This is a genomic window from Microbacterium panaciterrae (assembly GCF_039541635.1).
GTDB lineage: Bacteria > Actinomycetota > Actinomycetes > Actinomycetales > Microbacteriaceae > Microbacterium > Microbacterium panaciterrae.
Window position 1 is genome coordinate 492549 of record NZ_BAABGP010000008.1, and the last position, 25416, is coordinate 517964.

The window sequence follows — 25416 nt, forward strand, 5'->3', positions numbered from 1 at the left end:
TCTCAGACGGTGATGAGGGAGGTGGGCGCGGCGGCAGGATCCGCGACGCGCGCGGCGGCGAGCGCGGCCGCGCCCAGCGCGACGGCGTCGGCGGAGATCTCGGCTTGCACGACCCGGAGCGGGAATCCCGAGACCGGGGCGTCGGTGCGCAGCGTGTCGAGGATGCCGGGTTCGAGCAGATCCCAGGCGCCGTGCACGCCGCCGCCGACCACGACCATGCCGAGATCGAGCAGGGACGCCGTGGTGGAGGCGGCGAGCGCGGTCGCCCGTGCGGCGTCGGCGAACACCTGCCGCGCCTCGTCCTGCCCGGCGCGGGCGCGCTCGGCGATCTCGGGGGCTCCCGCGGTGATGCCGGTCGCCGCCTCGTAGCGCTTCGCGATGGAGGTCCCCGAGGCGAGCGTCTCCAGATGGCCGACCTGCCCGCACGTGCACATCAGGTCGCTGAAGCCCGGGGTGTGCCCGATCTCGCCCGCCGCGCCGTGCACGCCGTGATGCAGCGCGCCGCCCAGGGCGATGGCGCCGCCGACCCCGGTGCCGAGCATGATGCCGAGCACGTCGCTCTCGCCGCGCGCGGCGCCCCAGCGCAGCTCGCCGAGGAGGAACGCGTTCACGTCGTTCTCCACCCACACGGGCACGTCGAGGCGCGCGGACAGCTCCGCGGCGAGCGGGAAACCGCTCCAGTTCGCGAAGGTGGCCGAGGCGGCGACGACGACGCCGCGCTCCTGGTCGATCACGCCGGCGGCTCCGACACCGGCGCCGGCGAGGCGCACGCCGTGCTCGGCGCACAGCCGGCGCACGAGTGCGGCGGCGGCGTCCGCCATCGCGGGACCGCCCTCCCGTGCCGGTGCCGGCACGACGCCCCGGGCCAGAACGGATCCGTCCGCGTCGGTGAGCACGGCGGAGATCTTCGTCCCGCCGATGTCGATCCCGGCGATCGCGGGCGCGCTGGTCTCCCGGCGCTCGTCAGCGCCGGCTCCTGCGTGGTCGTTCATCGTCCGCCGAGTCCCGCCATCGCGATGCCCTTGACCAGGTGCTTCTGCAGCACGATCACCAGGACCGTGGTCGGCACCATGGAGATGATCGCCGCCGCCATCTGCAGATCCCATCGGGTTCCGGTGAGCCCGGAGAAGGTCGCGAGACCCACGGGGAGCGTGCCATGCGCGTTGTAGTCGACGGTCACGATGAGCGGCCACAGGTAACTGTTCCAGAACGAGAGGAAGGTGAAGACCGACAGCACGGCCACGGCCGACTTCGCGAGCGGCAGGATGATCTGCAGAAAGGATCGCACGGGTCCCGCGCCGTCGACGCGGGCCGCCTCTTCGAGCTCGTACGGGATCCCGCGGAAGAACTGCCGCATCAGGAAGGTGCCGAACGCGGTGAACGCGAACGGGAAGATGAGCGCCTGATAGGTGTCGACCCAGTTCAGCCACTGCATCACCTGGAACATCGGGATGACCAGCACTTCGGCCGGCACCATCAGCGTCGCCAGGAAGAGCACGAACACGGCGTCACGGCCCTTCCAGCGCAGCCGGCCGAACGCGTAGCCCGCCGTGGTCGACACGAACAGCACGACCAGGGTGCCCGCGATCGCGACGAAGAACGAGTTGCCGATGTACGTCAGGAACGGCCCGTAGGCGAACACGTCGGCGAAGTTCGACCAGCGCAGCTCCGAGCCGACCAGTTTCGGCGGCATCGAGAACATCTCGTTGTTCGGCTTCAGGGCCGAGAAGAACGAGTACACCAGCGGCGAGACGAAGATCAGCGCCGCGGCGTAGACGAACACGTGCGCGATGATCAGGCGGGTCCGCTCGCCCGCGGACAGCGGCGCCTTCGGGCGCCCCTTCCGATCTTCGAGCGGGGTCTCCTCGGCGGCCTCGGCGGTGACGGTCCCCGGCAGCAGGTCAGTGCTCATAGTGCACCCACTTCTTCTGCGCGCCGAACTGCAGCGCGGTGATGATGATGATGAGCGCGAACAGGATCCAGGCGCCGGCTGCGGCGATGCCGAGATCCTGGAACTTGAACCCCTGGTTGTAGATGAACTGCACGAGCGGCTGGGTGGCGTTGCCCGGGCCGCCGCCGGTGAGCAGCTGCGGCTGCGCGAAGACCTGGAGGGAGGTGATCATCGTCATGATCGTCGCGAAGAAGATCGACGGCGAGATCATCGGGACGACGATGCTCCACTGCATCCGCAGCCCCGAGGCGCCGTCGATGCGGGCGGCCTCGACGACCGACTCCGGCAGCTGCTCGAGGGCGGCCGAGAAGATGAGCATGTTGTAGCCGAGCCCCTGCCAGACGCTCATGATGATGACCATCGCCATCGCCCAGAACGGGTCGGCCAGGAAGTTCGGCAGCTTCATCCCGAACCAGCCCTGCGCGATCCCGTTGAACAGGCCCTGAGGTTGCAGCATCATCTTCCACACCAGCACGCTGGCGACCATCGGGGTCACGACGGGGATGAAGAACAGCACGCGCAGCGCCCCGCGTCCGCGGATCCGCGGTCCGAGCGACATCGCCAGCACCAGCGAGCAGACGATGCTGAGCGGCACGTAAACGAGCGTGAAGACGGCGGTGTTGCGCATGGCCGGCCAGAAGTCCGGGCTCGCGGTGAACAGCTTGACGTAGTTGTCGAAGCCGTTGAACGTCTTGTCTCCGAACGTGGGCCAGTTGTAGAAGCTCATCACGATCGAGAGCACCACGGGAACGACCGTGAAGACGGCGAGGCCGATCAGTGCGGGGCTCGCGAAGCCGAGCGCCTGACGGCCCTCGGCACGCGCCAGCGACCGCCGACGGCTCTGGGTACCGCGGCGGGGCTGGAGCCCGCGGCGGGATGCGGCGATGGTCACCGTTCCTCCTTCTGCTGCATGGATCCCCGGTCCGGCGGAGCGATCCGCCGGACCGGGGAGGTGATCACTTGCCGAACTGCTGCTGCGCGCTCTGCAGCACGTCGGCCATCTTCGCCTGGCCGTTGTACACGCTCACCAGCTGCGGCTGGACGTAGGTGCCGACCTTCGACCAGTTGTCGGTGACGTACTGGCCCTGCACGTGCGAGAACGCGGCCTTGAAGACCTCCTCGACCTGCGGGCGGAACTTCTCGTCGATGGACTGGAAGTACAGCGGCTGGCTCTCGGTGCGCGCGGGGTAGCTGCGGCCCGAGGAAGCGATGTAGTCCTGCGAGTCCTTGCTGAGCAGGGATCCGAGCACCTTGAGCGCCGCGTCCTTGTTCTTGCAGGTCTTCGAGATGCCGTAGCCCGAGCCGAGGATGAGGCTCAGCGATCCGTTGCCGTTGCTGGGCAGCGGCGCCATGCCCGCGGTGAAGCCGGCCTGGTTCTTCAGGTAGCTGACCGCGTTCCAGGTGCCGTCGACCGCCATCGCGGCGTTGCCGTTCGAGTACTGGTCCTCGCCCCAGCCGCCGTCCGAGGCGCTCGCGACGGGCAGCGCGACCTTCTGGTCGGTGACGAGGCTCGCGTACCAGGACGACGCGTCCTCGAACTTCTTGTCGGTGAGCTGCAGCTTGCCGTCCTGCGTGGCGGGCTGCACGCCGGCCTTCGCGATCGGCAGCGCCTGCCACTGGAAGTCGCCCATGCCGACGGCGAAGCCCTGCTTGCCGTCGCGGGTGGCCGCCTTGGCGGTCTTCTCGAAGTCGTCGAAGGTCCAGCCCGGCTTCGGGTCTGCGGCGCCCGCCGCCTTCAGCTGGTCCGCGTTGTAGTAGACGAGCATCGTGGCGGTGTCGAACGGCAGGCCGTACAGGTCGCCCTTGTTCTTCAGGATCTCTGTGGTGCCGGCGGCGAAGTCGCCCTCCTTGAGCCCCGCGGCCGTCAGGTCGGCGGCGGCGAGCTTCTGGAAGCCGGCCGTGTAGCTCGAGAGCATTCCGCTGTTCATGCCGGTGACACAGGCCATGTTGCCCGAGGCCATGTTGGTGGTGAGCTTCGTGAAGAAGTCGTTCCACGGCGACGTGCGCAGCTCGATCTTCAGGTCGGGGTTCTGCTTCTTCGCGATGTCGACCTGCGCCTGGAGCGCCTTGGTGTCATCGGCGGAACCCGCCCACATGTCGACCACGACGGTCTTGCTGTCGGCGCCGGCGCTGCTGCTCCCGGCACCGCATCCGGTGAGGACGAGCGCGGCGCCCACCGTGAACGCCGCCGCGGGGACGAGGTGAATCTTCTTCATTGAAATGCCTCCTCAGGCACGGAGAGAGATTCTTCGTTTGATGTCGAACGAAGAAGTTCGGGGTATGTGCGTTCATCCTGCCAGAAGTCGGATGAAGATGCCACACGAACATCCGATGTCTCCGTAGGATTGTGAGATTTCCGTGACAATGCCACACGAAACCGCCCGTGGCCGCTAGTGTTGTCTTCATTCGATCTCAAAGGAAGTGTCATGACGCCCTTGACTGACGGCGCGCCCTCCCCCGCTGACTCGCACGTCTCCGGTGACCACTCCCGGCAGATCGTCGAGTTCGTCGCCCGCGGCGAGGCGGCATCGCGCTCCGATCTCGCCCGGCTGCTCGGCGTCGCCCCGTCCACGGTGTCGCTGCGCGTGCAGGAGCTCGTGGAGGCCGGGATCCTGCGCGAAGACGGACAGGGGCAGTCCTCAGGAGGACGCCGCCCCCGGCGCCTCTCGCTCGGCCGCACGCAGCGCCGCGTGCTTGCCGCGGAACTCGGCGGGGAGCACGCGCGTCTCGGGATCCTCGATCTCGGCGGCCACCTGCACCGCACGAAGACGATCCCGATCACCATCGCGGACGGCCCCGACGCGACTCTCGCCCTGCTGGAGGCCGGCTTCCGCGAGCTCGCCGAGGGGGCAGACATCAGAGCGGTGGGCGTCGCTCTGCCGGGCCCCGTCCACTTCGAGACCGGCAGCGTCGATCAGCCGTCACGCATGCCGGGCTGGCCGGGCTTCCGGTTCGGCGACGCCCTCGCCGAACGCTTCGGCGTCCCGTCCGCGGTCGACAACGATGCGAACCTGATGGCGCTCGGCGAGCACCACCGCAGCCTCTCCCGCACCCAGCACAGCATCACGGTCAAGGCCGGAACCGCGATCGGCAGCGGGATCATCGTGGCCGGATCCGTGCATCGCGGCGCCACCGCCGCCGCCGGAGACATCACGCACACCCGCATCGCCGAGGCTGCGGACATCCCCTGCTCCTGCGGCAATCACGGCTGCCTCGAGACGATCGCCAGCGGCGCGGGACTCGTCCGGCAGATGCGTGAGCGCGGGATCGCCGTGACGGGTGCCGCCGACGTGCTGGACCGTGCGCGCAACGGCGATCCGATCGCGACCACGCTCGTCCGCACGGCGGGCACCCACCTCGGCCAGGTGCTGTCCGGCGTCGTCAACTTCTTCAATCCGCACGCCGTGTTCCTCACCGGCAGCATGAGCACGAGCGAGCCGTTCCTCGCCGCGGTGCGCAGCCGGGTCTACGAGGCGTGCCATCCGCTGGCGACCCAGACGCTGCGGATCGAGTCCGCACGCACCGGTCCGGACGCAGCGCTCTACGGCGCCGCCCGGATCGCTCTCGAGCGGATCGACCCGGTGGCCTGACCCCGGCCGCCGCGTCGCCCGGCCTCAGCCTGCGTCAGCCTGCGTCGGCGAGTGTCAGCTCGATGACGGGGATCAGCACGTCGGGCCGCCGCACGGGCAGGTGCACTGTCAGCGTCCCGGCGGCCTCTCCCGCCGGCGTCATCAGCGTCGCCGCCTGATCCGGGTCTGTCACGGACGTCCGCAGCCAGGATCCGTCGTTCAGGAGGCGCGCATACGTGACCCGCCCCGCCAGGCCCTCCAGGTGCAGGTGGCCGAGCGGCCAGGAGAACAGGTGCACGTAGAGCCGGTCGCCGCCCCGGGTGTACACGCCCTCGCGCGGTGCCGGGAACCCGGCATGGCCCGCCCCGACGATCGCACCGCGGTGCAGGCGCATCCATTCGCCGAGCTCCGCGAGCACGGCCTCGTCACGTGCGGCGATGCTCCCCCGCCCGTCCGGGCCGATGTTGAGCAGCATGTTGCCGTCCATGGACACCGAGTCGGCGAGCATCTGGGCGAGCAGCACGGCGGACTTCTGGTCGTGGTTGTCGCGGTGGTATCCCCAGGATCCGTTGATCGTCTGGCACGCCTCCCACACCTGCGGCACGCCGTCGACGACGATCGGCGACGTGGGCTGGTACTGCTCGGGGGTGACGAAGTCCGCCGGAATACCCAGGCGGTCGTTCACCAGCATCTGCGGCTGCAGTTCGCGGCACAGCGCGAGGAGCGCCTCCGCGTCCCAGTCCGCCGGTCCCTTGCCCTCCCAGCCGCCGTGGGACACGGGGTAGGTGAAGTCGAAGAACAGGTAGTCGATGTCGCCGTACCGCGTGAGCAGCTCGCGCACCTGGCCGTGCAGATAGGCACGATACCGGCCCATGTCGCGCTCGGCGTTGCGCGCCCGCTCCGCGTCGTCACCGCGCAGCGGATGGTTCGCGTCGACCGTGAAATCCGGGTGATGCCAGTCGATCAGCGAGTGGTAGAGGCCGACCCGCAGGCCCTCGGCGCGCAGCGCGTCCACGTACTCGCGGACCAGATCCCGCCCGCACGCCTGCACCGATGTGTAGTCGGTGAGCGCCGAGTCCCACAGGCAGAATCCGTCGTGATGCTTCGTGGTGAGCACGACGTAGCCCATGCCCGTGGCCTTGGCCCGCCGCGCGAGCGCTGCGGCGTCGAAGAGGTCGGGATCGAAGTGATCGAAGTACGTCCGGTAGTCCTCCGCGGACAGCCGCTCGTAGTTCTGCACCCACTCGTGCCGCGCCGCCCCGCTGTACAGACCGAAATGCACGAACATCCCGAACCGTGCCTCGTCGAACCACTGCTGCCGCATCGCGTCGCCTCTCTCTCCGTCGGAATCCATCCTGGCATAGACATCGGATGTCTGCCCGAGCGGGTATCGCGTGACAGCTCTGTGACGTTCTCGATTCGCATCTAAGGGTTGCCTTACCTATATTGGTGGTGTCCCCACTCCTGAACCGAAGGATCCCTCGTGAAGCGCCGCCTCCGTCTGATCTCCGCCGTCGCGGCCACCGCCGCCGCCGCTCTGACCCTCGCCGCCTGCAGCGGCTCCGGATCCCCCGCTCCGAGCGGCAGCGCCGGCGGCGACAGCCTTGCCGGCCAGACCATCACGGTCTACAACGCTCAGCACGAAGAGCTCACCAAGAGCTGGACCGACGCCTTCACCAAGGCGACCGGGATCAAGGTCCAGGTGCGCAACGGCGACGACACCGAGATGTCGCAGCAGCTGATCCAGGAGGGCAAGCGCTCCCCCGCCGATGTGTTCCTCACGGAGAACTCCCCCTCGATGTCCGCGGTCGAGAAGGCGGGCCTGTTCACCTCCCCCGGTGCCGAGGCGCTGAAGAACGTCCCGACCGAGTACCGCCCGTCCTCGGGCAAGTGGGTCGGCATCGCGGCGCGCTCGACCGTGTTCGCGTACAACACCGCCAAGCTCACCGAGGCGCAGCTGCCGAAGTCGATGATGGACCTGGCCGATCCGTCCTGGAAGGGCCGCTGGGCCGCATCGCCGTCCGGCGCCGACTTCCAGGCGATCGTCTCCGCCCTCGTGCAGCTGAAGGGCGCGACCGCGGCCGAAGACTGGCTCAAGGCCATGAAGACCAACTCGGTCGCCTACAAGGGCAACTCGACGGCGATGAAGGCCGTCAACGCCGGTGAGATCGACGGCGCGATCATCTACCACTACTACTGGTTCGGCGACCAGGCGCAGACCGCGGAGAACTCGAAGAACGTCGCTCTGCACTACTTCAAGAACCAGGATCCCGGCGCGTTCGTGTCGATCTCCGGCGGCGGGGTGCTCGCATCCAGCACGCACCAGGCCGCCGCGCAGAAGTTCCTCGCGTTCGTCACGGGCACCGAGGGCCAGAAGATCCTGCAGACCGGCACCTCGTTCGAGTACCCGGTCGGATCCGGCGTCGCCGCGAACCCGAAGCTCGTGCCGCTGAAGGATCTGCAGGCGCCCACCATCGACCCGGCTACGCTGAACTCGAAGCAGGTCACCGACCTGATGACTCAGGCCGGATTGCTGTAGGACGACGAAATCACCACCACAGCCACCACGCGAGGGGCGGACGGAGCTCGACCGCTCCGGTCGCCCTTCGCGGTATCCTCCTGGGGCGTGGTGGCCGCCGCCGTGGTCGTCGCCGCGCTCTCCCTGCTGCCGCTGCTGTTCGTCGCCGGCACGGCCGCCCAGATCGGATGGGAGCAGTCCGCGGCGCTGATCTTCCGCCCTCGCGTCGGCGAACTGCTGACGAACACCGTGCTGCTCGTGGTGATCACGGTGCCGCTGTGCGCGGTGCTCGGCGTCGGCGGCGCGTGGCTGGTCGAGCGCACCTCGCTCGCCGGCGCGGGCGCGTGGGGTGCGGTGCTGGCGATGCCCCTGGCGATCCCGGCTTTCGTGAACTCCTACGCCTGGGTGTCGGCGATCCCGTCGCTCGCCGGGCTCGGATCCGGGGTGCTGCTCGCGACGCTGTCGTACTTCCCCCTGGTCTACCTGCCCGTGCGCGCCGCGCTGGCCCGGCTGGATCCCGGGCTCGAGCAGGCCGCCGCAAGCCTCGGCCGGGGACCCGTGCGGGTGTTCTTCGGCACGGTGCTGCCGCAGCTGCGGCTGGCCCTGCTCGGCGGGGCGCTGCTGGTCGGGCTGCACCTGCTCAGCGAGTACGGCGCGTTCGCGCTGATCCGCTTCGACACGTTCACGACCGCGATCATGGACCAGTACCGCTCCACCTTCAACGGCGCGGCCGGCAGCATGCTGTCCGGGGTGCTGATGCTGCTCTGCTTCGCGCTGCTGCTGTTCGAGGGCAGGGCGCGCGGGCGGGCGCGATACGCGCGGATCGGATCCGGCACCGCCGCGCCGCCGCGCCGGATCCGCCTGCGGGTGTGGCAGGTCCCCGCCCAGCTGGCCCTGCTGGCGCTCGGGATCGCCGCCCTCGGCGTCCCGGCCGTCGTGATCGGCGGCTGGCTCGCGCACGGCGGCGCCGCGGTGTGGGAGGCGTCCGAACTGGCGTCCACGCTGCTGCAAACCCTCGGCCTCGCGCTCGGCGGCGGCCTCGTCACCGTGGTCGCCGCGTTCCCGCTCTCCTGGCTCGCGGTGCGCCATCCCGGGCCGCTCAGCCGCGTGCTGGAGCGGACGAACTACATCACCAGCTCGATGCCGGGCATCGTGCTCGCGCTCGCCCTGGTCACGGTGTCGCTGTTCTTCGTGCCGGCGGTCTACCAGACCACGGCGCTGCTGCTCATCGCCTACGCGCTGCTCTTCCTCCCCCGCGCGCTGGTGCCCCTGCAGGCCGGGATCGCGCAGGCTCCCGAGGCCCTGGAGGAGGCAGCGCAGGCGCTCGGGCGAAGTCCGCTGCGGGCCTTCGTCGGCGTCACCCTGCGCCTCGTGGCGCCCGCCACCGCGGCCGCCCTGGCGATGGTGTTCCTCGCCGTGGCCGGAGAGCTCACCGCGACGCTGCTGCTCTCACCCATCGGCGTGCAGACCCTCGCCACCCGGTTCTGGAGCCTGTCCAGCGAGATCGACTTCGCCGGCGCGGCTCCCTACGCGACGCTGCTGATCCTGCTCTCCGCGCCGATGACGTATCTCCTGTTCCGGCAGTCCACAAGAGCCTCCACGGCCACGGCCGCGCCCGCAGACGCTCTGGAATCGAAGGCGGAGTCCTCATGACCGCACGCAACCTCGGATCCTTCGGGGCTGTGCCCGCTCCCGGCACCGGTCCGCTTCCCACGGCCCATCTGCAGGTCGCCGGGGTGACCGCCTCGTACGGCGGCCGGCAGGTGCTGCACGGGGTCGATCTGGCCGTGCAGACCGGCGGCATCACCGCCGTCGTCGGCGCCTCCGGGTCGGGCAAGACCACGCTGCTGCGGATCATCGCCGGGTTCGAGCGCCCCGACAGCGGCGAGGTCGTGCTGGGATCCGCCACCGTCGCGGGGCCGGACGCCTGGGTGCCGGTGCACCGCCGCGACATCGGCTACGTCACGCAGGACGGCGGGCTGTTCCCGCACCTGTCCGTGGCGCGCAACATCGCCTTCGGACTGGACGGCACCCGGCGGGGCGCCCGCGAGCGCCGGATCTCCGATCTCCTGGATCTCGTCTCGCTCCCGCATGACGTCGCTGACCGGCGGCCCGACCAGCTCTCCGGCGGCCAGCAGCAGCGCGTCGCGATCGCCCGGGCCCTCGCGCGGGAGCCGGAGCTGATGCTCCTGGACGAGCCGTTCTCCGCCCTCGACACGGGCCTGCGCGCCGCGACCCGTGAAGCCGTCGCGCAGATCCTCACGGACGCCGGCACGACGACGATCCTGGTCACCCACGACCAGTCCGAGGCGCTCAGCTTCGCCGACCAGGTCGCCGTCATGCGCGACGGCCGCCTGGTGCAGACCGGGCACCCGTTCGTCGTCTACACGCGCCCGATCGATCGCGGCGTGGCGGAGTTCCTCGGCGACGCGATCGTCCTGGACGCGTGGCTGGACGGATCCCTCGCCTCCTGCGCACTCGGGTACGTGCCGGTGCGCAACCCGCCCGTGCAGGGCCGTGTGCGGCTCATGCTGCGGCCGGAGCAGGTGCGGCTCGTCACCGAATCGTCGATCCACGCGATCATCGAGGAGGGCGTGCACTTCGGCGCGGAGTCGTCGGTGCGGATCCGGCTGGAGCCGCGCGCCGACGCGGATCCGCGCCTGCCCGGCGATCCCCCCGCGATCACGATCCGGCACTGGAACGCCGCCCTCACCCGCCCCGGCCAGCGCATCGCGCTCCGCGTCGTCGGCGAAGGCGTGGTCTTCCCGGCGTGACACGACGCAGAACGGGCGCCCCTCGAAAGGGACGCCCGTTCTGCGTGCGGAAGAGGATCAGCGCGCGGCAGAGCCCTCGACGTAGTCCTCGTCGGACTGCTTCCACGCGAACAGGGCGCGCAACTCCTTACCGGTGACCTCGATCGGGTGCCCCTGCTCCTTCTCGCGGAGGGCGAGGAACTCGGTCGCGCCGTTGTCCTGGTCCTCGATGAAGCGGGTCGCGAACGCGCCGGACTGGATGTCCGTGAGGACGTCCTTCATGCGCGCCTTGACACCGGAATCGATGATGCGCGGGCCCGACACGTAGTCGCCGAACTCGGCCGTATCGGAGATCGACCAGCGCTGCTTGGCGATGCCGCCCTCCCACATCAGGTCGACGATGAGCTTGAGCTCGTGCAGCACCTCGAAGTAGGCGATCTGCGGCTGGTAGCCCGCCTCGGTGAGGGTCTCGAAGCCGGCCTGCACGAGGTGGCTCATGCCACCGCAGAGCACGGCCTGCTCGCCGAACAGGTCGGTCTCGGTCTCCTCGGTGAAGGTCGTCTTGATGACGCCGGCCCGGGTGCCGCCGATCGCCTTCGCGTAGGAGAGCGCGGTGGCCCAGGCGGTGCCGGACGCGTCGCGCTCGACGGCGATGATGTCCGGGATGCCGCGGCCCGCGACGAACTCGCGGCGCACGGTGTGGCCGGGGGCCTTCGGCGCGATCAGGATCACGTCGACGCCCTCGGGCGCGTCGATGTAGCCGAAGCGGATGTTGAACCCATGTGCGAACGCGAGGGTCTTGCCCTCGGCGAGGTTCGGCGCGATCGAGTCGCGGTAGATGCCGCGCTGGTGCTGGTCCGGCGCGAGGATCATGATCAGATCGGCCCACTGGGTCGCCTCGGCGACGGTCTTGACCTCGAAGCCCGCCTCGGTCGCCTTCGCGATCGACGCGGAGCCCTCCTTGAGGGCGATCGTGACCTCGACGCCGGAATCGCGCAGGTTCATCGCGTGCGCGTGGCCCTGCGAGCCGTAGCCGACGATGGCGACCTTCTTGTTCTGGATGATCGACAGATCCGCGTCTGCGTCGTAGAAGATCTCGGTGCTCACTTGTGTTTCTCCTTGTTGGGGTATGTGGAAATCTGAGGGTTCAGCTGCGCAGGACGCGCTCGGTGATGCTCTTGCCGCCACGGCCGATCGCGAGCAGGCCCGACTGGGCGAGCTCTTTGATCCCGAACGGCTCGAGAGCCTTCAGCAACGCCTCGACCTTGCCCTTGTCGCCGGTGACCTCGACCACCAGCGCCTCGGGGGCGTAGTCGACGACGGACGCGCGGAAGAGGTTCACGACCTCCAGCACGTTTGAGCGCGTGTTGTTGTCGGTGCGCACCTTGACGAGCATGTGCTCGCGCTGCACCGAGGCGTTCTGCTCCAGCTCGACGATCTTGATGACGTTGATCAGCTTGTTCAGCTGCTTGGTCACCTGCTCGAGCGGGAACTCCTCGACGTCGACGACGACGGTGATCCGGGAGACCCCCGGGACCTCGGTCACGCCCACGGCGAGGGACTCGATGTTGAAGCCGCGGCGCGCGAACAGGCCGGCGACGCGGGTCAGCAGACCAGGGGTGTCCTCCACGAGGAGGCTCAGGACATGCGTGGACATGGATCAGTCCTCCTCGTCGAAAGCGGGCGCGTGCTCGAGCGCGTACTGGATGTAGCTGTTGCTGACGCCCTGCGGCACCATCGGCCACACCATGGCGTCCGCGCTCACGACGAAGTCGATCACCACGGGGCGGTCGTTCGTCTCCAGTGCGAGCGTGATCGCGGCGTCGATCTCCTCTTCCTTCTCCACTCGGATCCCGAGGCAGCCGTAGGCCTCGGCGAGTTTGACGAAGTCGGGGATCCGGATCGTCCCGTGTCCGGTGTTCAGGTCGGTGTTCGAATGCCGGCCCTCGTAGAACAGGGTCTGCCACTGGCGGACCATGCCGAGGGAGGAGTTGTTGATGATCGCGACCTTGATCGGGATGTTGTTGATGACGCAGGTCGCGAGCTCCTGGTTGGTCATCTGGAAGCAGCCGTCACCGTCGATCGCCCACACCACGCGCTCGGGTTCGGCGACCTTGGCGCCCATGGCCGCGGGGACCGCGTAGCCCATGGTGCCGGCGCCGCCGGAGTTGAGCCAGGAGTTGGGTCGTTCGTACTTGATGAACTGCGCCGCCCACATCTGGTGCTGCCCCACGCCGGCCGCGTACACGGCCTCGGGGCCGGTCAGCTCGCCGATGCGCTGGATGACGTGCTGCGGGGAGAGCAGGCCGTCCTCGGGCTCGGAGTAGCCGAGCGGGAACTCTGCACGGAGGCCGTCGAGGTACGCCCACCACTCCTCGATGTCGCCCTTCGCGCCACCGAGGAGGCCGCGGAACGCCGCCTCCAGGTCGGTGATGACCTCCCGGACGCCGCCCACGATCGGCACGTCCGCGATGCGGATCTTGGAGATCTCGGCGGGGTCGATGTCGACGTGCACGACCTTGGCGTCCGGCGCGAACAGCTCCGCCTTGCCGGTCACCCGGTCATCGAACCGGGTGCCGAGGGCGATCAGCAGGTCGGCCTCCTGCAGCGCCAGCACCGCGGGCACCGTGCCGTGCATGCCGGGCATGCCGACGTGCTGCGGATGCGAGTCGGGGAAGGCGCCGCGCGCCATCAGCGTGGTCACGACAGGCGCGCCGGTCAGCTCGGCGAGCGAGAGCAGCTCCGCCGACGCGCGGCCGCGGATGATCCCGCCGCCGACGTAGAGCACCGGCTTCTTCGCCTCGGCGAGCAGGGTCGCGGCGGCCTGGATCTGCTTGCCGTGCGCCTTGGTCACCGGCCGGTACCCCGGCAGGTCGTACTTGGGCGGCCAGACGAACGGCGCGGTGGCCTTCTGCGCGTCCTTGGTGATGTCCACGAGGACGGGGCCGGGACGGCCGGTGCTCGCGATCTCGAAGGCCGCTGCGATCGCCCCCGGAATGTCCTCGGGGCGCTTGACCAGGATGGAGTGCTTCGTGATCGGCATGGTGATGCCGACGATGTCGGCCTCCTGGAACGCGTCCGTGCCCATGAGGGTGGAGAACACCTGGCCGGTGATCGCGACGATCGGGATCGAGTCCATGTACGCGTCGGCGATCGCGGTCACGAGGTTGGTGGCGCCGGGACCGGAGGTCGCGATCGTGACGCCGACTCGGCCGGACGCGGTCGCGTAGCCCTCCGCGGCGTGCCCGCCACCCTGCTCGTGCCGCACCAGGATGTGCCGGAGCTCGGTCGAGCTCATCAGCGGGTCGTAGACCTCCATGATCGCGCCGCCCGGGATCCCGAACACGTCGGTGACTCCGAGGAGCTCGAGGGAGCGGACGACGGCCTGGGCGCCCGTGAGGACGGGTGCCGACGCCGGACGGGCAGGCGGGCGGGGGACGGCTGGAGCGGTGTCAGCGGTCATGAAGGTTCCTTGCGATGATGAACGATCGGCGGAGACGGCGGGACAGCGCCCCGTCGTGGAAGACAGTCCGGCGGGGGCCGCGGGGTGCGGACCGTGCGAGCCGGAGATGCAGGGCTGGAACGCCTCGGGTGCAGCGCGGAGAGGTCGGCTCGCTGCGTCGAGAACGCCCTCGACGGCACAAGCCCGGCTCTGGCTCATCGACGAGTGGGTCGAGAGCGCGAGCCGCGATATCGACCCGAATCAGATCACCATCGCGCCCGGCGGTCATGGCGACGGCCGGAGCTCTGCGTCCGATCCGGGATCCGGTTGTGCCGATCACGGTGCGAACGTGCATCCAGCCTAACGCATCTTCCGGCACATCCCCGCCGTCCGCGCGCGCGGACGGCGGACGGTCGGATCCGTGCTGGGCGCGCATGCAAGCAGTCTATTGCCCGGCCGTGCGCAGGTCGGCGAGCCGGTCCAGGAGCACGGCGAAGGCCGCAGGATCCGGCACCCGCAGCCCGGCGGCGGTCTCCCCCGTGCCGATCCGCACCCCCAGATCCGCGCCCGACAGCGTGTGCATGCCGTCCTCGTCGGTGACGTCGTCGCCGGCGAACAGCACGGCAGAGGCCCCGACGTGCGCGCGCAGCCGGGCAAGGGCGACGTCCTTGCCCTCGGCCCGCCAGGAGAACTCGCGCAGGTGGTGCCCGGTGCGCCGCCGCCAGGACGGGATACGCTCCGGCGCCCACTTCTCCACGCGGACGAAGGCGAGCTCTTCCTGGCCGGGGGCCGCCGTGCGGGTGTGCACCCCGAAGCCGAACGTCTTCGGCTCGTAGACGACCCCGTCGAGGTCGGCGATCAGCGCGCGCAGCTCGTCGATCACCTCGGTGCGGTCAGCCGGTTCGGTGGACAGGTCGGTCTCCTCGCCGGAGTCGGGGAACCAGTACTGCGCGCCATGCGAGCCGGCGAGCAGGATCCGCGAGGTGTCGTCGTGCTCCGTGATCTCGCGCAGGTGGTCCAGGCTCCGACCCGAGACGTAGGCGACGAACGTGTCCGGCAGCGCGGCGAGCCGGGCGACCGCGGCGGCGGCTGCGGGGAGCGCCCGCGAGGCCATCGGGTCGTCGGTGTGCGGGGAGACCGTGCCGTCGAAGTCGAGCGCGACCAGCAGGCGCGGCTCCCGGGCGAGGGCGGCGAGCGCGGGGTCGTCGCCCGCTGGGGTCCAGGTGCGGGTCATCGATTGCTCCGTACATCGTCGAGGGCCGCGAGGAAGTCCCGCGACCAGGCGTTCACGTCGTTCTCCAGCACCCGCCTGCGCAGCGCCCGCATCCGCCGGGTCTGCTCGCGCGGCGGCATCTCGACCGCCTGCATGATGGCGTCCTTGAGTCCCTCGATGTCGTGCGGGTTCACCAGCACGGCCTGACGCAGTTCGTCGGCCGCGCCGGTGAACTCGCTGAGCACGAGCACGCCGCGGTGATCGTCCCGGGTCGCGACATACTCCTTCGCGACGAGGTTCATGCCGTCGCGCAGCGCAGTGACCAACATCGCGTCGGCCGCGAGGTACAGCGCGACCATCTCCTCGCGCGGGAAACCCTGATGCAGGTAGCGGATGGCGGTGTGGTCCATGGTGTCGTGGTCGCCGTTGATGCGGGCGACGGCGAGCTCGATCTCCTCGCGCAGCTGCACGTAGGCGTCGACGCGTTCGCGGCTCGGACTCGCGACCTGCACCAGGGTCACGTCCTCCACGGAGAGGCGGCCCTCCGCGAGCAGCTCTCCGAACGCCTTGATGCGATGCCCGATGCCCTTGGTGTAGTCGAGCCGGTCCACGCCGAGCAGGATCTTCTTCGGGTTGCCGAGGCCGGCGCGGATCTCGGCCGCCCTGGCGCGCACGTCGGGCCGCGCCGCGAGCTCGACGTACGGCACGGTGTCGATCGAGATCGGGAAGGCGCGCGCCGTCACCGTCCGCGGGCCGCCGTACGGCGCGACGACGGTGGAGCCCTTGACCTCCAGACGCAGCCGCCGGCGCACCGCGGCGAGGAAGTTCGTCGCATCCTGCGCGCGCTGGAATCCGACCACGTCGGCGCCCAGCAGCCCCTGCAGCACCTGATCCCGCCAGGGCAGCTGGGCGTACAGCCCGTGCGCGGGGAACGGGATGTGATGGAAGTAGCCGATCGTCACGTCGGGGCGCAGCTCGCGCAGCAGCGCCGGGACGAGCTGCAGCTGATAGTCGTGCACCCAGACCGTGCCGCCCTGGGCCACCGCGTCGGCCGCGCGCTCCGCGAAGCGCCGGTTCACCCGCACGTACGCGTCCCACCACTCGCGGTGATACTGCGGCGACGAGATCACGTCGTGATAGAGCGGCCAGATCGTGTCGTTCGAGAAGCCCTCGTAGTACTCCTCGACATCCGCGTCCGACAGGGTCACCGGAAGCAGCCGGATGCCGTCCTCACGGAAGGGCGCGAGTTCCAGGCCGGCCTGACCCGCCCAGCCGACCCAGGCGCCGTCGACGGCCTGCATGACGGGTTCCAGGGCCGCGACCAGCCCACCCGGCGAGCGCCGCCAGATCTCTTCGCCGTCGGGGCCCTGCACACGATCGACGGGTAGCCGGTTGGCGACGATGACGAAAGAGGCGGGAGGTGATGCTGCGGACATGGGGTGCTCCTCACTGCAGCGGGGGATGGCTCCTCCAGGCTAACGAACCTGTCGGCTCGCTATCGCACCACGTCGGCCCGCGGCTCCTGGGCCGGCCCCCTGCGCCCGGCCAGGGCGAGCACGGCGTTGCCCGCGCCTGCGAGGAGCACGAACCCCGCCGCCAGCACGGGCAGCACGAGGGCGGGCTGCGCCCCCGCGACCTGGGCGAGCTGACCCGTGGCCACGGCGCCGACCGCCTGGCCGACGATCAGCGCAGAGCCGAGCATCGTCATCACCGTGGCGGTGCGGTCGAGGGGGCCGAACGCGGCGCCGAGGCTGAACTGCGTCACCAGGGTCGGCCCGATCCCGAACCCCATCAGCGTCAGCGCGACGAGCATCGCCATCGCGTCGTGCACCGAGAGCAGCAGCAGGCTGCCACCGAAGAGCACGCCGGCGAACACGAGCCACCGCGCAGGCAGGGTGAACCGCGCAGGAAGGAAGGCGACGGCCAGCGCGAGCAGCGCGGATCCGACTCCCATCGCGCCGTACAGCAGGCCCGCCTCCTCGGCACGGCCGTGCTCGGTCATGAACGCCGTGAGCGCGGTGAGCATGGTGCCGAAGAACAGGCCCACTCCGAACATGCCGGCCACCACGATCAGCAGACGCGGCCGGAACAGCTCGGCGACGTTCGAGGCGGCGCGCCCGTCAGCGCCGCGCCGGGCCGACACGTGCGCGGCGCTCGGGTGCAGGGCGAAGGCGCCCACGAACACCAGGATCAGCGCGGCAGCGATCACCAGCGGCATCCACGGCGCGATCGCGGTGGCCAGCACGCCGACCAGGAACGGACCGAACACGAACACGGTCTCGTCTGCCGCCGACTCGTACGACATCGTCGACGAGACCGTGCGGGCCCGGCGCTCCGCAGGGATGCGCTCGGCGATGATCGTGACCAGCCGGGATCGCGACATGGGCGAGACCTGAGGTGCGGTGGCGCCGATCGCGAAGGCGCTGAGCAGCACGAGCGGCTCCGCCGCCGCCGAGTAGACCACCAGCGCGAAGCCGATCAGCGCTGCCGTGTTCGCCACCGCCAGCACGCCGAGCACCACGCGCTGCCCGTACCGGTCGGCCGCGGCTCCCAGCAGCGGGCCGAAGCACGCCGTGCCGATGCCGACGGCGGCCGAGGTGAGCCCGCCGAGCGAGAGCGACCCGCGGGCCGCGACCGCCACGGTGAGCACGCCGACCACCATCATCGCGAACGGGAGCCGTGCCACGAACGCGATCACGAAGTAGGGCAGCCCCGCCAGGCGGAACAGGCTCGGACCCGAGCCGGAGAAGGTGTGCGATGTCATAGCGGTTCGAGTCGCGCTTCTGCCGCGTACACGGACGCGGTTCGGGTGCCGCCGCTGTCCGCCGGAAGAGCCGACGGCCGGTAGGTGCACTGCTGTTCGGCCCATTCTACTGAGATGCCGTCTTCCGAGTAGCGTGGAGCCATGCGCAACTACGTCTTCGCCAGCGGTCTGTTCAGCGCTGTCACGAGCGGGATCGCGTTGCTGCGCGGCACGCGCGACGCGCCCATCACGTGGCGGGCGCTGCTGGCCTGGCTGAGCTGGGGGATCACGATCGCGCTCGCGATCGGAGCCATCACCGACATGCGCAAGGACGAGCGGGGCGAACTCGTCGCGCACGACTCCCCCGTCGCGCGCACCCAGCTCAAGCGCACGAAGAAGGAGCTGAAGGCGGTTCAGAAGGCCGAGCGCAAGGCGCAGAAGGCCTGAAGCCCGCCGGCCGGGATCAGGCTCCCTCGAGCCCGATCTCGTAGTGGATGAACCCGGTCCGCGTCGCCACCCGGTCGTAGAGCGCCCGCGCGGTCGTGTTCGTCTCGGCCGTGAGCCAGTACACCTTGTCGCTGCCGACGGCCCGGGCCGCCTCCGTCACGTGCGCGATCAGGGCCCGCCCGACACCGCCGCCGCGCACCGACGGATCCACGAACAGATCCTCGAGATAGGTGTACCCGCCCTTCGACCAGGTCGCGTGGTGCTCGAGCCAGTGCACGAACCCCACCGCCCGACCGGCGTCGTCCCGCGCGAGAGCGCCGTGCATCGGGACGGCGGTGTCCAGGAACCGCGCGAACGTCGACGCGGTGACATCGTCGGCGACCTCTGACTCGTAGAACTCGATGTAGGCGGCCCAGAGCGGCAGCCACTCGTCGCGGTCATCAGCGGTGAGCGCACGGATCGTCGTCATCCGCCGATCCTACGTGCGAAGCCGCCGCCGGGACCGCACTTCACCGTGTGAGGATCAGCGCTTCGCCCTGTCCTCCCCCGCCGCACAGGGCGGCGACGGCCGTTCCCGCGCCGCGTCGCGCCAGCTCGTGCGCCAGGTGCACGACGAGCCTGTTGCCGCTCGCGCCGATCGGGTGCCCGATCGCAATGCCGCCGCCGTGGATGTTGACGATCGCCGGATCCAGTCCGAGCTCGGTCGATGACCGGGCCACGACCGCGCCGAACGCCTCGTTGATCTCCACGAGGTCGAGGTCGGCGACGGTGATGCCCTGCTTCTGCAGCGCCCGCTCGATCGCCCGCGCCGGCTGGGCCTGCAGCGAGTTGTCCGGGCCGGCGGTCTGTCCGCTCGCACCGATCGCGGCGAGCACGGGCCACCCCTTCGCCTCGGCGTTCGCGCGCGTGGTGACGATGACCGCCGACGCGCCGTCGGAGATCTGCGACGAGTTGCCCGCGGTGATCGTGCCGCCTTCCGCGAAGGCGGGGCGGAGGGCCGCAAGCGTCTCGACCGTCGTCTCGGGACGGATCCCCTCGTCCGCCGTCAGCACGACGGGCTCCTGTCGCTTCTGCGGCACGCTGACCGGCACGATCTCTGCGTCGAACACGCCGGCGTCGCGCGCGGCGGCGGCGCGCTGATGCGAGCGGGCGGCGACTTCGTCCTGCGCCTCGCGGGTGAGCCCGAAACGCGGGTTGTGGCGTTCGGTCGACGCCCCCATGCTCTCCCTGTCGTAGGCGTCGGTGAGCCCGTCGTAGGCCATGTGGTCGAGCACGTCGACCGATCCGTACGCCCAGCCGTCGCGGGAGCCCATCAGCAGGTGCGGGGCGCGGGTCATCGACTCCATGCCGGCGGTGACGACCGTGAGCGCATCGCCCGTGCGGATCATCCGCGCCGCGTCGATCACGGCGGTGAGCCCGGACAGGCACACCTTGTTGACGGAGTGGGAGGGCACGTCCCAGCCGATGCCCGCACCGATCGCGGCCTGACGCGCCGCGTTCTGGCCGGATCCGGCGGCGAGCACCTGCCCGACGATGACGGCGTCGACCTCGGCCGGGTCGATCCCGCCCTGCTCCAGCGCGCCGCGGATCGCGAAGGAGCCCAGCTCGGGTGCCGTGAACGGCGCCAGCTGTCCCTTCAGCCGGCCCTGCGGCGTGCGCGCCGCCGCGACGATGACGATGTCTTCCGCAGCCATGTTCACTCCAGTCCCTCCGCGACGAGCAGCTCCGGCTCCGTCGCCTCCTTCACGTCCTGCACGCTCACGCCGGGCGCGAGCTCGACCAGCAGCAGTCCCTCCGGCGTCACATCGATGACTGCCAGATCAGTGATGATCCGGTGCACGACCCCGCGGCCGGTCAGCGGCAGCGAGCACTCGGCGACGATCTTCGCGGAGCCGTCCTTCGCGACATGCTCCATGAGTACGATCACCCGCCCCGCGCCGTGCACCAGGTCCATCGCGCCGCCCGGCCCCTTGACCATCTTCCCGGGGATCATCCAGTTCGCGAGATCGCCCCTGGCGCTCACCTGCATCGCGCCCAGGATCGCCGCGTCGATCTTGCCGCCGCGGATCATGCCGAAGCTCAGGCCGGAGTCGAAGAACGCCGCCCCGGGCAACGTGGTCACCGTCTCCTTGCCGGCGTTGATGAGGTCGGGGTCGACAGCGTCCTGGGTCGGATAGGGGCCGACGCCGAGGATCCCGTTCTCGGACTGCAGCACGACCGTCACGCCGTCCGGCACGTGGTTGGGCACCAGCGTGGGCAGGCCGATCCCGAGATTCACGTACGACCCGTCTGCGAGTTCCGCCGCCGCGCGTGCGGCCATCTCGTCCCGTGTCAGCGCCATGTCAGGCCTCCCCCGCCTCTGCATCGGCCGACGGGCGGACCGTGCGCCGTTCGATCCGCTTCTCGATGCCGGATCCGACCTCGACGATCCGGTGCACGTAGACGCCGGGCAGGTGCACCTGATCCGGATCCAGCTCCCCCGGCTCCACGAGTCGCTCGACCTGGGCGATGCAGACCCGCCCCGCCATCGCGGCGAGCGGGTTGAAGTTGCGCGCGGCCTTGTTGAAGACGAGGTTGCCGTGCCGGTCGCCGAGCGCCGCGTGCACGAGCGAGAAGTCGGTGGTGATCGCCTCCTCGAGCACGAACTCACGCGGCGCACCTTTCACGTCGAACGTGCGGACGTCTTTCGGCGGCGAGGCCACGGCGATGGTGCCGTCGGGTGCGTAGCGGCGGGGCAGGCCGCCCTCGGCGACCTGCGTGCCGACGCCGGTCTGGGTGTAGAACGCGGCGATCCCGGATCCCCCGGCGCGGAGCTTCTCCGCGAGCGTCCCCTGCGGCGTCAGCTCGAGTTCGAGATCGCCTTCGAGGAACTGCCGCTCGAACTCCTTGTTCTCGCCGACGTACGACGAGGTCATCTTGCGGATCCGCTGCGCGCCGAGCAGGATGCCGAGGCCCCAGTCGTCCACCCCGCAGTTGTTGCTCACCACGCTGAGCTCGGTGGTGCCCTGGGCGAGCAGCGCCTCGATCAGGGCGATGGGGTTGCCGGAGAGGCCGAACCCGCCGACCGCGAGCGATGCGCCGTCGGGGATGTCGGCCACCGCGTCGGCGGCCGAGGGCCATTGCTTGTCGATCACTCGCTGCTCCTTCGCATGGGACTCGATTCCAGGATGCGCCCGGCGGCCGTCGCGCTCAAGCACGGGCTTGCCATGTGGGCGCGGCGTCGGATAGCGTCCACATCATGGAACAAGCGGTTCCGAATCGACGCACGGTGCCCGGTGCGCAGGCGATCGCCCGGGCGTCCGCGCTGCTGCGCCTGGTGACGGCCTCCCCCGAGGGCGCCGCGCTGCACGAACTCGCCACGCGTGCCGGGCTCAGCCGCTCCACCGTGCACCGGCTGCTCTCGGCGCTGCGCATGGAGGGCCTGGTGGATCAGGATCCGCAGACCGCGCGATGGATGCCTGGCCCGGAGCTCTATCTCATGGGAACAGTGGCCGCGGCGCGCTATGACATCACCGAGCTCGCGAAAGACGTGGTGCGGTCGCTGGCCGTCAAGACCGAGGAGAGCGCGTTCCTCTCCGTCCGCCGCGCGGATGAGACCGTGTGCCTGCTGCGCGAGGAGGGCGCGTTCCCGATCCGCTCCTTCGTGCTCAGCGAGGGAGTGCGCTTCCCTCTCGGCGTGGCCAGCGCCGGGCTCGCGATCCTGTCCTTCCTTCCCGACCACGATGTGGATGCCTATCTGGCGCGGCACCCCGACCTCGGCGAGCGCTGGGGGCGGGTGCACGGGGAGAAGCCGCTGCGCCGCCGGCTCGCCGAGACCAAGGCCCGCGGCTATGCGGTCAATCCGGGGCTCATCGTCGAGGGCAGCTGGGGCATGGGCGCCGCGGTGTTCGATCGGGACGGGAGGGCGGAGTGGGCGCTGAGTCTCACCGGCGTCGAGTTCCGGTTCGGGCCGGATCGGCTGCCCGTGCTCGGACGCACCCTGCTCGCCCACGCGCATCAGCTCTCGGCACGGATCGCCGGGGCACGCCGCTAGACGGCTCGGCGCAGCGCCGAGCCGTCCGCGGAACCGGCCGGGGCCGACGGGGTCAGCGCATGCCGGGGCGGGTCGCGGGCACGAGCTCGGGGCCGGTCGGCTGCACGAATCGCACGGTGACCGTCCCGGAGACCGAGGAGTCGGCGAGTCCGTAGTCCATGACGACGCGGTTCCGGTTGACCTTGCCGCCGTCGGGCGTGATGGTGAGGTGCAGCGGCCGCAGCAGGTCGAGGAACTCGCGGGTCGCCTGCTCTCGTCCCGGCGCCCTGTCCGCCCACGCGTGGAACAGCCGTGCGGGCACCGTGCCCTCGCGGCGCAGTCCGTCCGCGATGGTCTGCCGGGCGAGGTCGTCGTGGAAGTCCAGGGCCTCGAGCGCGATGTCGACCTTGTCGATCACGCCCTGGTCGAGGCGATCCGGGAAGTCGATCTCGAGGCGCAGCGGCACTTCCACACCGCGCAGGGGCACGACCGCGTCCATGCGGCCGCCGCCGCTTCCGCCGTCGAGCTCGATCGGACCGAGGTGGCGGCTCTCGAGCGGGCCTCCGAGCGAGGTCGGCGCTGTTCCGGATCCGGGAAGCTGCGGCATCTTCGGCATCATCGCGGTCACCACTGGGTCGAGAGGGCTTCGCTGGCAGCGAGCTGGGCGACCTTCTTCGTCGCGTCCGCGTCGGTCTGGAAGTAGTCGGCGACCGTCGCGTTGAACAGCTCCCTTCCGAGGGTGTATTCGCTCGTGGTGTACGTCAGGCAGGTGGCCACGGTGGCGTACAGCGCGGCCGCGGAGCCGTGGGTGCCGTCTGCGCCCACGCCGACGCGACCGTCGCGGGGAGTCGGGCTCGACGCCGGCGCGGCGCCGAGCGAGGTCTGCGCGCCGCCGAGCGCGGTGATGATCCGCTGCATGTTGGTGGAGATCAGGTCGGCGTTGGCCTGCTGCATGCTGATCGTGCCGTCCGATCCGGGGTAGCGCCCGAGTGCGAACGCGTCGAGATCGAAGTCCGGCTTGTTGTCCAGGATGTACGTGTTGCTCTTGTCCATCATGTCGGTCAGCGACTGCTCCTGCTTCCGGATCCCGTCGCCGAGCATCATCAGCCCGTCCGCCAGCGACTGGAAGATCTCGAGATAGCTCCCGCCCGAGATCGACGCGCTCGCGGCGATCCCTGCGACGCCCGCGGTCGCGAGCGTGGAGATGCCGATGAGGGCCGCCACCGCCGGAGCCGCGGCGCCGGCCGTGGCGATCGTGGCGAAAGCGCCCACCACGGCTCCGACCACCGTCAGGGTGACGGTGCCGTAGGCGTCGGCGTCGAGGTCGGCCTGCTTCTTCCACGCGTTGGTCGCGTTCACGCAGAGATTCGTCACGTCGTCGCGCACCTTGTCCCACATGGTGTTCTCGACGTTGTAATTCACCTGGAGAATCGCAGTCGCCGCGCCCAGCCCGTATCCGACCATGGAGAACTGCGTGTAGTACTTGTCGTGGAACGGCGTGACGAATGAGCCCTTGATGTTGCTGATCAGGACGTCGCTGACGGTGTGGTTCGCGGTGGAGATCTCGCCGTTGTCCTGCACGGAGGGGCCGGAGCCGGACGCCCCGAACGCGGCGGCCGTCGTGGTCGTCGCCTGCAGCGGAGCTGTGCACGCCGAACCGTCGGGCAGTCCCTTCCACTGTGCGGTCCAGTCGTCCACATAGCCGCGGATCTCGTCGAACCGGGGTGCCCGGGATGGGTGGTTCCAGCTGATCCACCCGGTGAACTCGCCGCCGCCCTGGCCATCCGCTCCCGGACGTGAGTAGCTGTTGGCCGCGACGTATCCCCAGAGCGCATACGTGTCGTCGTAGGCGAAATGCACGCAGTAGTCGTCGTCGGCCATCCAGCAGTCGATCGCAGCCCGCTTCATCTCCCCGATGATCGTCGGGAACTCGTCGTAGGTGCGCATGATCCTCCTCGGTCGTGGGAGCCGGTGAACCGAATGGCCTTCCCCCCGGGCTTCCCTCTCCATCCTGGCTCACGGTAGGCGTGCGGGTAAGACCTGCGCAACGGGCAGAACTACCCATGCCGCGCACCGGTCCGGCGGCACCGCCGCGGGCTATGCTCTGACGCGTCGCCTTCCTTCACGGGGGTCGAGGATCGAGGAGATGACATGACGCACGCAGACGGATCCGCCCCAGCCGACCGGCTGGGCGCTCCTGATCCGCACCGGGCGCCCGGTCGCCGCGTCGGCACCACCGCGCTCTGGCTCGGGATCGCCGCGCTCGTGGTCGCCGCCGCGCTCGTGCCGTTCTTCCCCGGATTCGGACTGCTCGCGGTGCTCGTGCTCGCGGCGCTTGCCGGCCTCGCCGCTCTCGTGCTGGGCATCCGAGCTCGCCGGATCGGCGCCGGCGGAGGCGTCGCCCGCTGGGCTCTCGCCCTCGGCATCATCGGCATCGTGCTCGACGTCGTGATCATCGCCGTGCTCGCGGTGGGCGCCCTCGCCCACCTGCGGCGCGCCGATGTCGAGGTCAGGGCGCAGGGCGCCCCCACCTTCTCCGTGACGTACGCCGACGACTCGCAGTCGTACACCGAGGACTGGCTCGGCAGCGGCTGGAAGCGGTTCACCACGACGAAGTCGACAGCCGAGATCACCGTCACGCTGCCGAAGGACGCACCCTCGACCACGCTCAGCTGCCAGATCCTCTGGAACGGGACGGTCGTCGTGGACGAGAAGTCCGATTCCGGGTCCGTGACCTGCCGCTACGGCGCCCGCTGACGGAGCCCGTC

24 protein-coding genes are annotated in these 25416 nt (G+C 70.1%); 7 read left to right on the forward strand and 17 right to left on the reverse strand.

Annotated elements, in window-relative coordinates:
- Positions 1 to 2: 2 nt before the first annotated feature.
- The 4 genes from ABD882_RS07325 to ABD882_RS07340 all read right to left on the reverse strand — a co-directional run bounded on the left by ABD882_RS07325 (position 3) and on the right by ABD882_RS07340 (position 4167).
- Positions 3 to 992 carry an ROK family protein gene (locus ABD882_RS07325; RefSeq protein WP_345185649.1) on the reverse strand — a complete coding sequence of 330 codons (990 nt, stop codon included), beginning with the start codon at positions 990 to 992 and terminating at the stop codon, positions 3 to 5.
- A complete protein-coding gene (locus ABD882_RS07330; RefSeq protein WP_345185651.1) occupies positions 989 to 1912 on the reverse strand; it encodes a carbohydrate ABC transporter permease in 924 nt (307 codons plus the stop codon). Before ABD882_RS07330 ends, ABD882_RS07325 begins: the two co-directional genes overlap by 4 nt.
- Positions 1902 to 2843, reverse strand: coding sequence for a carbohydrate ABC transporter permease (locus ABD882_RS07335; RefSeq protein ID WP_345185653.1), 942 nt, complete (start codon positions 2841 to 2843; stop codon positions 1902 to 1904). The genes ABD882_RS07330 and ABD882_RS07335 overlap by 11 nt, the downstream gene beginning before the upstream one ends.
- A gap of 64 nt (positions 2844 to 2907) precedes the next feature.
- Positions 2908 to 4167 (reverse strand): ABC transporter substrate-binding protein, encoded by a 1260-nt coding sequence (locus ABD882_RS07340; RefSeq protein ID WP_345185655.1) that lies wholly within the window; start codon positions 4165 to 4167, stop codon positions 2908 to 2910.
- 210 nt (positions 4168 to 4377) lie between these two features.
- Here ABD882_RS07340 and ABD882_RS07345 point away from each other — a divergent pair, with 210 nt between their 5' ends.
- Positions 4378 to 5541, forward strand: a complete 1164-nt coding sequence (locus tag ABD882_RS07345; protein WP_345185656.1) for an ROK family transcriptional regulator — start codon at positions 4378 to 4380, stop codon at positions 5539 to 5541.
- Between the two features lie 34 nt (positions 5542 to 5575).
- Here the strand turns inward: ABD882_RS07345 and ABD882_RS07350 are convergent, their stop codons facing one another.
- A complete protein-coding gene (locus ABD882_RS07350; RefSeq protein ID WP_345185658.1) occupies positions 5576 to 6844 on the reverse strand; it encodes an alpha-L-fucosidase in 1269 nt (422 codons plus the stop codon).
- Between the two features lie 159 nt (positions 6845 to 7003).
- Between ABD882_RS07350 and ABD882_RS07355 the strand changes: the two genes are divergently transcribed.
- From ABD882_RS07355 to ABD882_RS07365, 3 genes are read left to right on the forward strand one after another with little or no spacing between them, the layout of a single operon-like run.
- Complete coding sequence (locus ABD882_RS07355) at positions 7004 to 8059, forward strand: iron ABC transporter substrate-binding protein (protein WP_345185659.1); 1056 nt, start codon at positions 7004 to 7006, stop codon at positions 8057 to 8059.
- 9 nt (positions 8060 to 8068) lie between these two features.
- Positions 8069 to 9691 carry an ABC transporter permease gene (locus tag ABD882_RS07360; protein ID WP_425563343.1) on the forward strand — a complete coding sequence of 541 codons (1623 nt, stop codon included), beginning with the start codon at positions 8069 to 8071 and terminating at the stop codon, positions 9689 to 9691.
- Positions 9688 to 10812, forward strand: a complete 1125-nt coding sequence (locus tag ABD882_RS07365) for an ABC transporter ATP-binding protein (protein WP_345185663.1) — start codon at positions 9688 to 9690, stop codon at positions 10810 to 10812. Before ABD882_RS07360 ends, ABD882_RS07365 begins: the two co-directional genes overlap by 4 nt.
- Before the next feature lie 57 nt (positions 10813 to 10869).
- Here ABD882_RS07365 and ilvC read toward each other — a convergent pair whose 3' ends face one another.
- From ilvC to ABD882_RS07400, 6 genes are all read right to left on the reverse strand, one after another.
- Complete coding sequence (ilvC, locus tag ABD882_RS07370; RefSeq protein ID WP_345185664.1) at positions 10870 to 11898, reverse strand: ketol-acid reductoisomerase; 1029 nt, start codon at positions 11896 to 11898, stop codon at positions 10870 to 10872.
- Between the two features lie 40 nt (positions 11899 to 11938).
- Positions 11939 to 12448, reverse strand: coding sequence for an acetolactate synthase small subunit (ilvN, locus tag ABD882_RS07375; RefSeq protein WP_345185665.1), 510 nt, complete (start codon positions 12446 to 12448; stop codon positions 11939 to 11941).
- Positions 12449 to 12451: 3 nt separating this feature from the next.
- Positions 12452 to 14254, reverse strand: a complete 1803-nt coding sequence (locus tag ABD882_RS07380; protein WP_345185668.1) for an acetolactate synthase large subunit — start codon at positions 14252 to 14254, stop codon at positions 12452 to 12454.
- Between the two features lie 424 nt (positions 14255 to 14678).
- A complete protein-coding gene (gene otsB, locus ABD882_RS07390) occupies positions 14679 to 15467 on the reverse strand; it encodes a trehalose-phosphatase (RefSeq protein WP_345185669.1) in 789 nt (262 codons plus the stop codon).
- A complete protein-coding gene (locus ABD882_RS07395; protein ID WP_345185671.1) occupies positions 15464 to 16882 on the reverse strand; it encodes an alpha,alpha-trehalose-phosphate synthase (UDP-forming) in 1419 nt (472 codons plus the stop codon). The genes otsB and ABD882_RS07395 overlap by 4 nt, the downstream gene beginning before the upstream one ends.
- A 59-nt stretch (positions 16883 to 16941) precedes the next feature.
- Positions 16942 to 18210: an MFS transporter gene (locus ABD882_RS07400; RefSeq protein WP_345185672.1), complete on the reverse strand. Its 1269-nt coding sequence runs from the start codon at positions 18208 to 18210 to the stop codon at positions 16942 to 16944.
- 141 nt (positions 18211 to 18351) lie between these two features.
- Between ABD882_RS07400 and ABD882_RS07405 the strand changes: the two genes are divergently transcribed.
- The gene (locus ABD882_RS07405; RefSeq protein ID WP_345185674.1) at positions 18352 to 18636 is read left to right on the forward strand and encodes a hypothetical protein; all 285 of its coding nucleotides are present in this window, start codon (positions 18352 to 18354) and stop codon (positions 18634 to 18636) included.
- Positions 18637 to 18652: 16 nt separating this feature from the next.
- Here ABD882_RS07405 and ABD882_RS07410 read toward each other — a convergent pair whose 3' ends face one another.
- Genes ABD882_RS07410 through ABD882_RS07425 form a run of 4 tightly spaced genes read right to left on the reverse strand, consistent with a single transcriptional unit; the run spans position 18653 to position 21770 of the window.
- Positions 18653 to 19105 carry a GNAT family N-acetyltransferase gene (locus ABD882_RS07410; protein WP_345185675.1) on the reverse strand — a complete coding sequence of 151 codons (453 nt, stop codon included), beginning with the start codon at positions 19103 to 19105 and terminating at the stop codon, positions 18653 to 18655.
- A gap of 40 nt (positions 19106 to 19145) precedes the next feature.
- Positions 19146 to 20330 (reverse strand): acetyl-CoA C-acetyltransferase, encoded by a 1185-nt coding sequence (locus tag ABD882_RS07415; protein WP_345185678.1) that lies wholly within the window; start codon positions 20328 to 20330, stop codon positions 19146 to 19148.
- Positions 20331 to 20332: 2 nt separating this feature from the next.
- Positions 20333 to 20977, reverse strand: coding sequence for a 3-oxoacid CoA-transferase subunit B (locus ABD882_RS07420; protein ID WP_345185679.1), 645 nt, complete (start codon positions 20975 to 20977; stop codon positions 20333 to 20335).
- Between the two features lies 1 nt (position 20978).
- A complete protein-coding gene (locus ABD882_RS07425) occupies positions 20979 to 21770 on the reverse strand; it encodes a CoA transferase subunit A (RefSeq protein ID WP_345185681.1) in 792 nt (263 codons plus the stop codon).
- Positions 21771 to 21874: 104 nt separating this feature from the next.
- Between ABD882_RS07425 and ABD882_RS07430 the strand changes: the two genes are divergently transcribed.
- On the forward strand, positions 21875 to 22669 hold the full coding sequence (locus ABD882_RS07430) for an IclR family transcriptional regulator (protein ID WP_345185682.1): 795 nt from the start codon (positions 21875 to 21877) through the stop codon (positions 22667 to 22669).
- Between the two features lie 52 nt (positions 22670 to 22721).
- Here ABD882_RS07430 and ABD882_RS07435 read toward each other — a convergent pair whose 3' ends face one another.
- Entirely contained in the window at positions 22722 to 23255 is a 534-nt protein-coding gene (locus ABD882_RS07435; RefSeq protein ID WP_345185684.1) for a hypothetical protein, read from the reverse strand.
- 17 nt (positions 23256 to 23272) lie between these two features.
- On the reverse strand, positions 23273 to 24595 hold the full coding sequence (locus ABD882_RS07440; protein WP_345185686.1) for a hypothetical protein: 1323 nt from the start codon (positions 24593 to 24595) through the stop codon (positions 23273 to 23275).
- A gap of 204 nt (positions 24596 to 24799) precedes the next feature.
- Between ABD882_RS07440 and ABD882_RS07445 the strand changes: the two genes are divergently transcribed.
- Positions 24800 to 25405: a hypothetical protein gene (locus tag ABD882_RS07445; protein WP_345185688.1), complete on the forward strand. Its 606-nt coding sequence runs from the start codon at positions 24800 to 24802 to the stop codon at positions 25403 to 25405.
- Positions 25406 to 25416 lie beyond the last annotated feature (11 nt).

Bases quoted from the DNA above. Each gene is read 5' to 3' on its own strand.
- ABD882_RS07350 (WP_345185658.1), bottom strand. From the start codon at position 6,844: ATGCGGCAGCAGTGGTTCGACGAGGCACGGTTCGGGATGTTCGTGCAT.
- ABD882_RS07330 (WP_345185651.1), bottom strand. From the start codon at position 1,912: ATGAGCACTGACCTGCTGCCGGGGACCGTCACCGCCGAGGCCGCCGAG.
- ilvN (WP_345185665.1), bottom strand. From the start codon at position 12,448: ATGTCCACGCATGTCCTGAGCCTCCTCGTGGAGGACACCCCTGGTCTG.
- ABD882_RS07430 (WP_345185682.1), top strand. From the start codon at position 21,875: ATGGAACAAGCGGTTCCGAATCGACGCACGGTGCCCGGTGCGCAGGCG.
- ABD882_RS07400 (WP_345185672.1), bottom strand. From the start codon at position 18,210: ATGACATCGCACACCTTCTCCGGCTCGGGTCCGAGCCTGTTCCGCCTG.
- ABD882_RS07395 (WP_345185671.1), bottom strand. From the start codon at position 16,882: ATGTCCGCAGCATCACCTCCCGCCTCTTTCGTCATCGTCGCCAACCGG.
- ABD882_RS07325 (WP_345185649.1), bottom strand. From the start codon at position 992: ATGAACGACCACGCAGGAGCCGGCGCTGACGAGCGCCGGGAGACCAGC.
- ABD882_RS07340 (WP_345185655.1), bottom strand. From the start codon at position 4,167: ATGAAGAAGATTCACCTCGTCCCCGCGGCGGCGTTCACGGTGGGCGCC.
- ABD882_RS07415 (WP_345185678.1), bottom strand. From the start codon at position 20,330: ATGGCTGCGGAAGACATCGTCATCGTCGCGGCGGCGCGCACGCCGCAG.
- ABD882_RS07345 (WP_345185656.1), top strand. From the start codon at position 4,378: ATGACGCCCTTGACTGACGGCGCGCCCTCCCCCGCTGACTCGCACGTC.
- ABD882_RS07435 (WP_345185684.1), bottom strand. From the start codon at position 23,255: ATGCCGCAGCTTCCCGGATCCGGAACAGCGCCGACCTCGCTCGGAGGC.
- ABD882_RS07440 (WP_345185686.1), bottom strand. From the start codon at position 24,595: ATGCGCACCTACGACGAGTTCCCGACGATCATCGGGGAGATGAAGCGG.
- ABD882_RS07410 (WP_345185675.1), bottom strand. From the start codon at position 19,105: ATGACGACGATCCGTGCGCTCACCGCTGATGACCGCGACGAGTGGCTG.
- ABD882_RS07420 (WP_345185679.1), bottom strand. From the start codon at position 20,977: ATGGCGCTGACACGGGACGAGATGGCCGCACGCGCGGCGGCGGAACTC.
- ABD882_RS07365 (WP_345185663.1), top strand. From the start codon at position 9,688: ATGACCGCACGCAACCTCGGATCCTTCGGGGCTGTGCCCGCTCCCGGC.
- otsB (WP_345185669.1), bottom strand. From the start codon at position 15,467: ATGACCCGCACCTGGACCCCAGCGGGCGACGACCCCGCGCTCGCCGCC.
- ABD882_RS07405 (WP_345185674.1), top strand. From the start codon at position 18,352: ATGCGCAACTACGTCTTCGCCAGCGGTCTGTTCAGCGCTGTCACGAGC.
- ABD882_RS07380 (WP_345185668.1), bottom strand. From the start codon at position 14,254: ATGACCGCTGACACCGCTCCAGCCGTCCCCCGCCCGCCTGCCCGTCCG.
- ABD882_RS07445 (WP_345185688.1), top strand. From the start codon at position 24,800: ATGACGCACGCAGACGGATCCGCCCCAGCCGACCGGCTGGGCGCTCCT.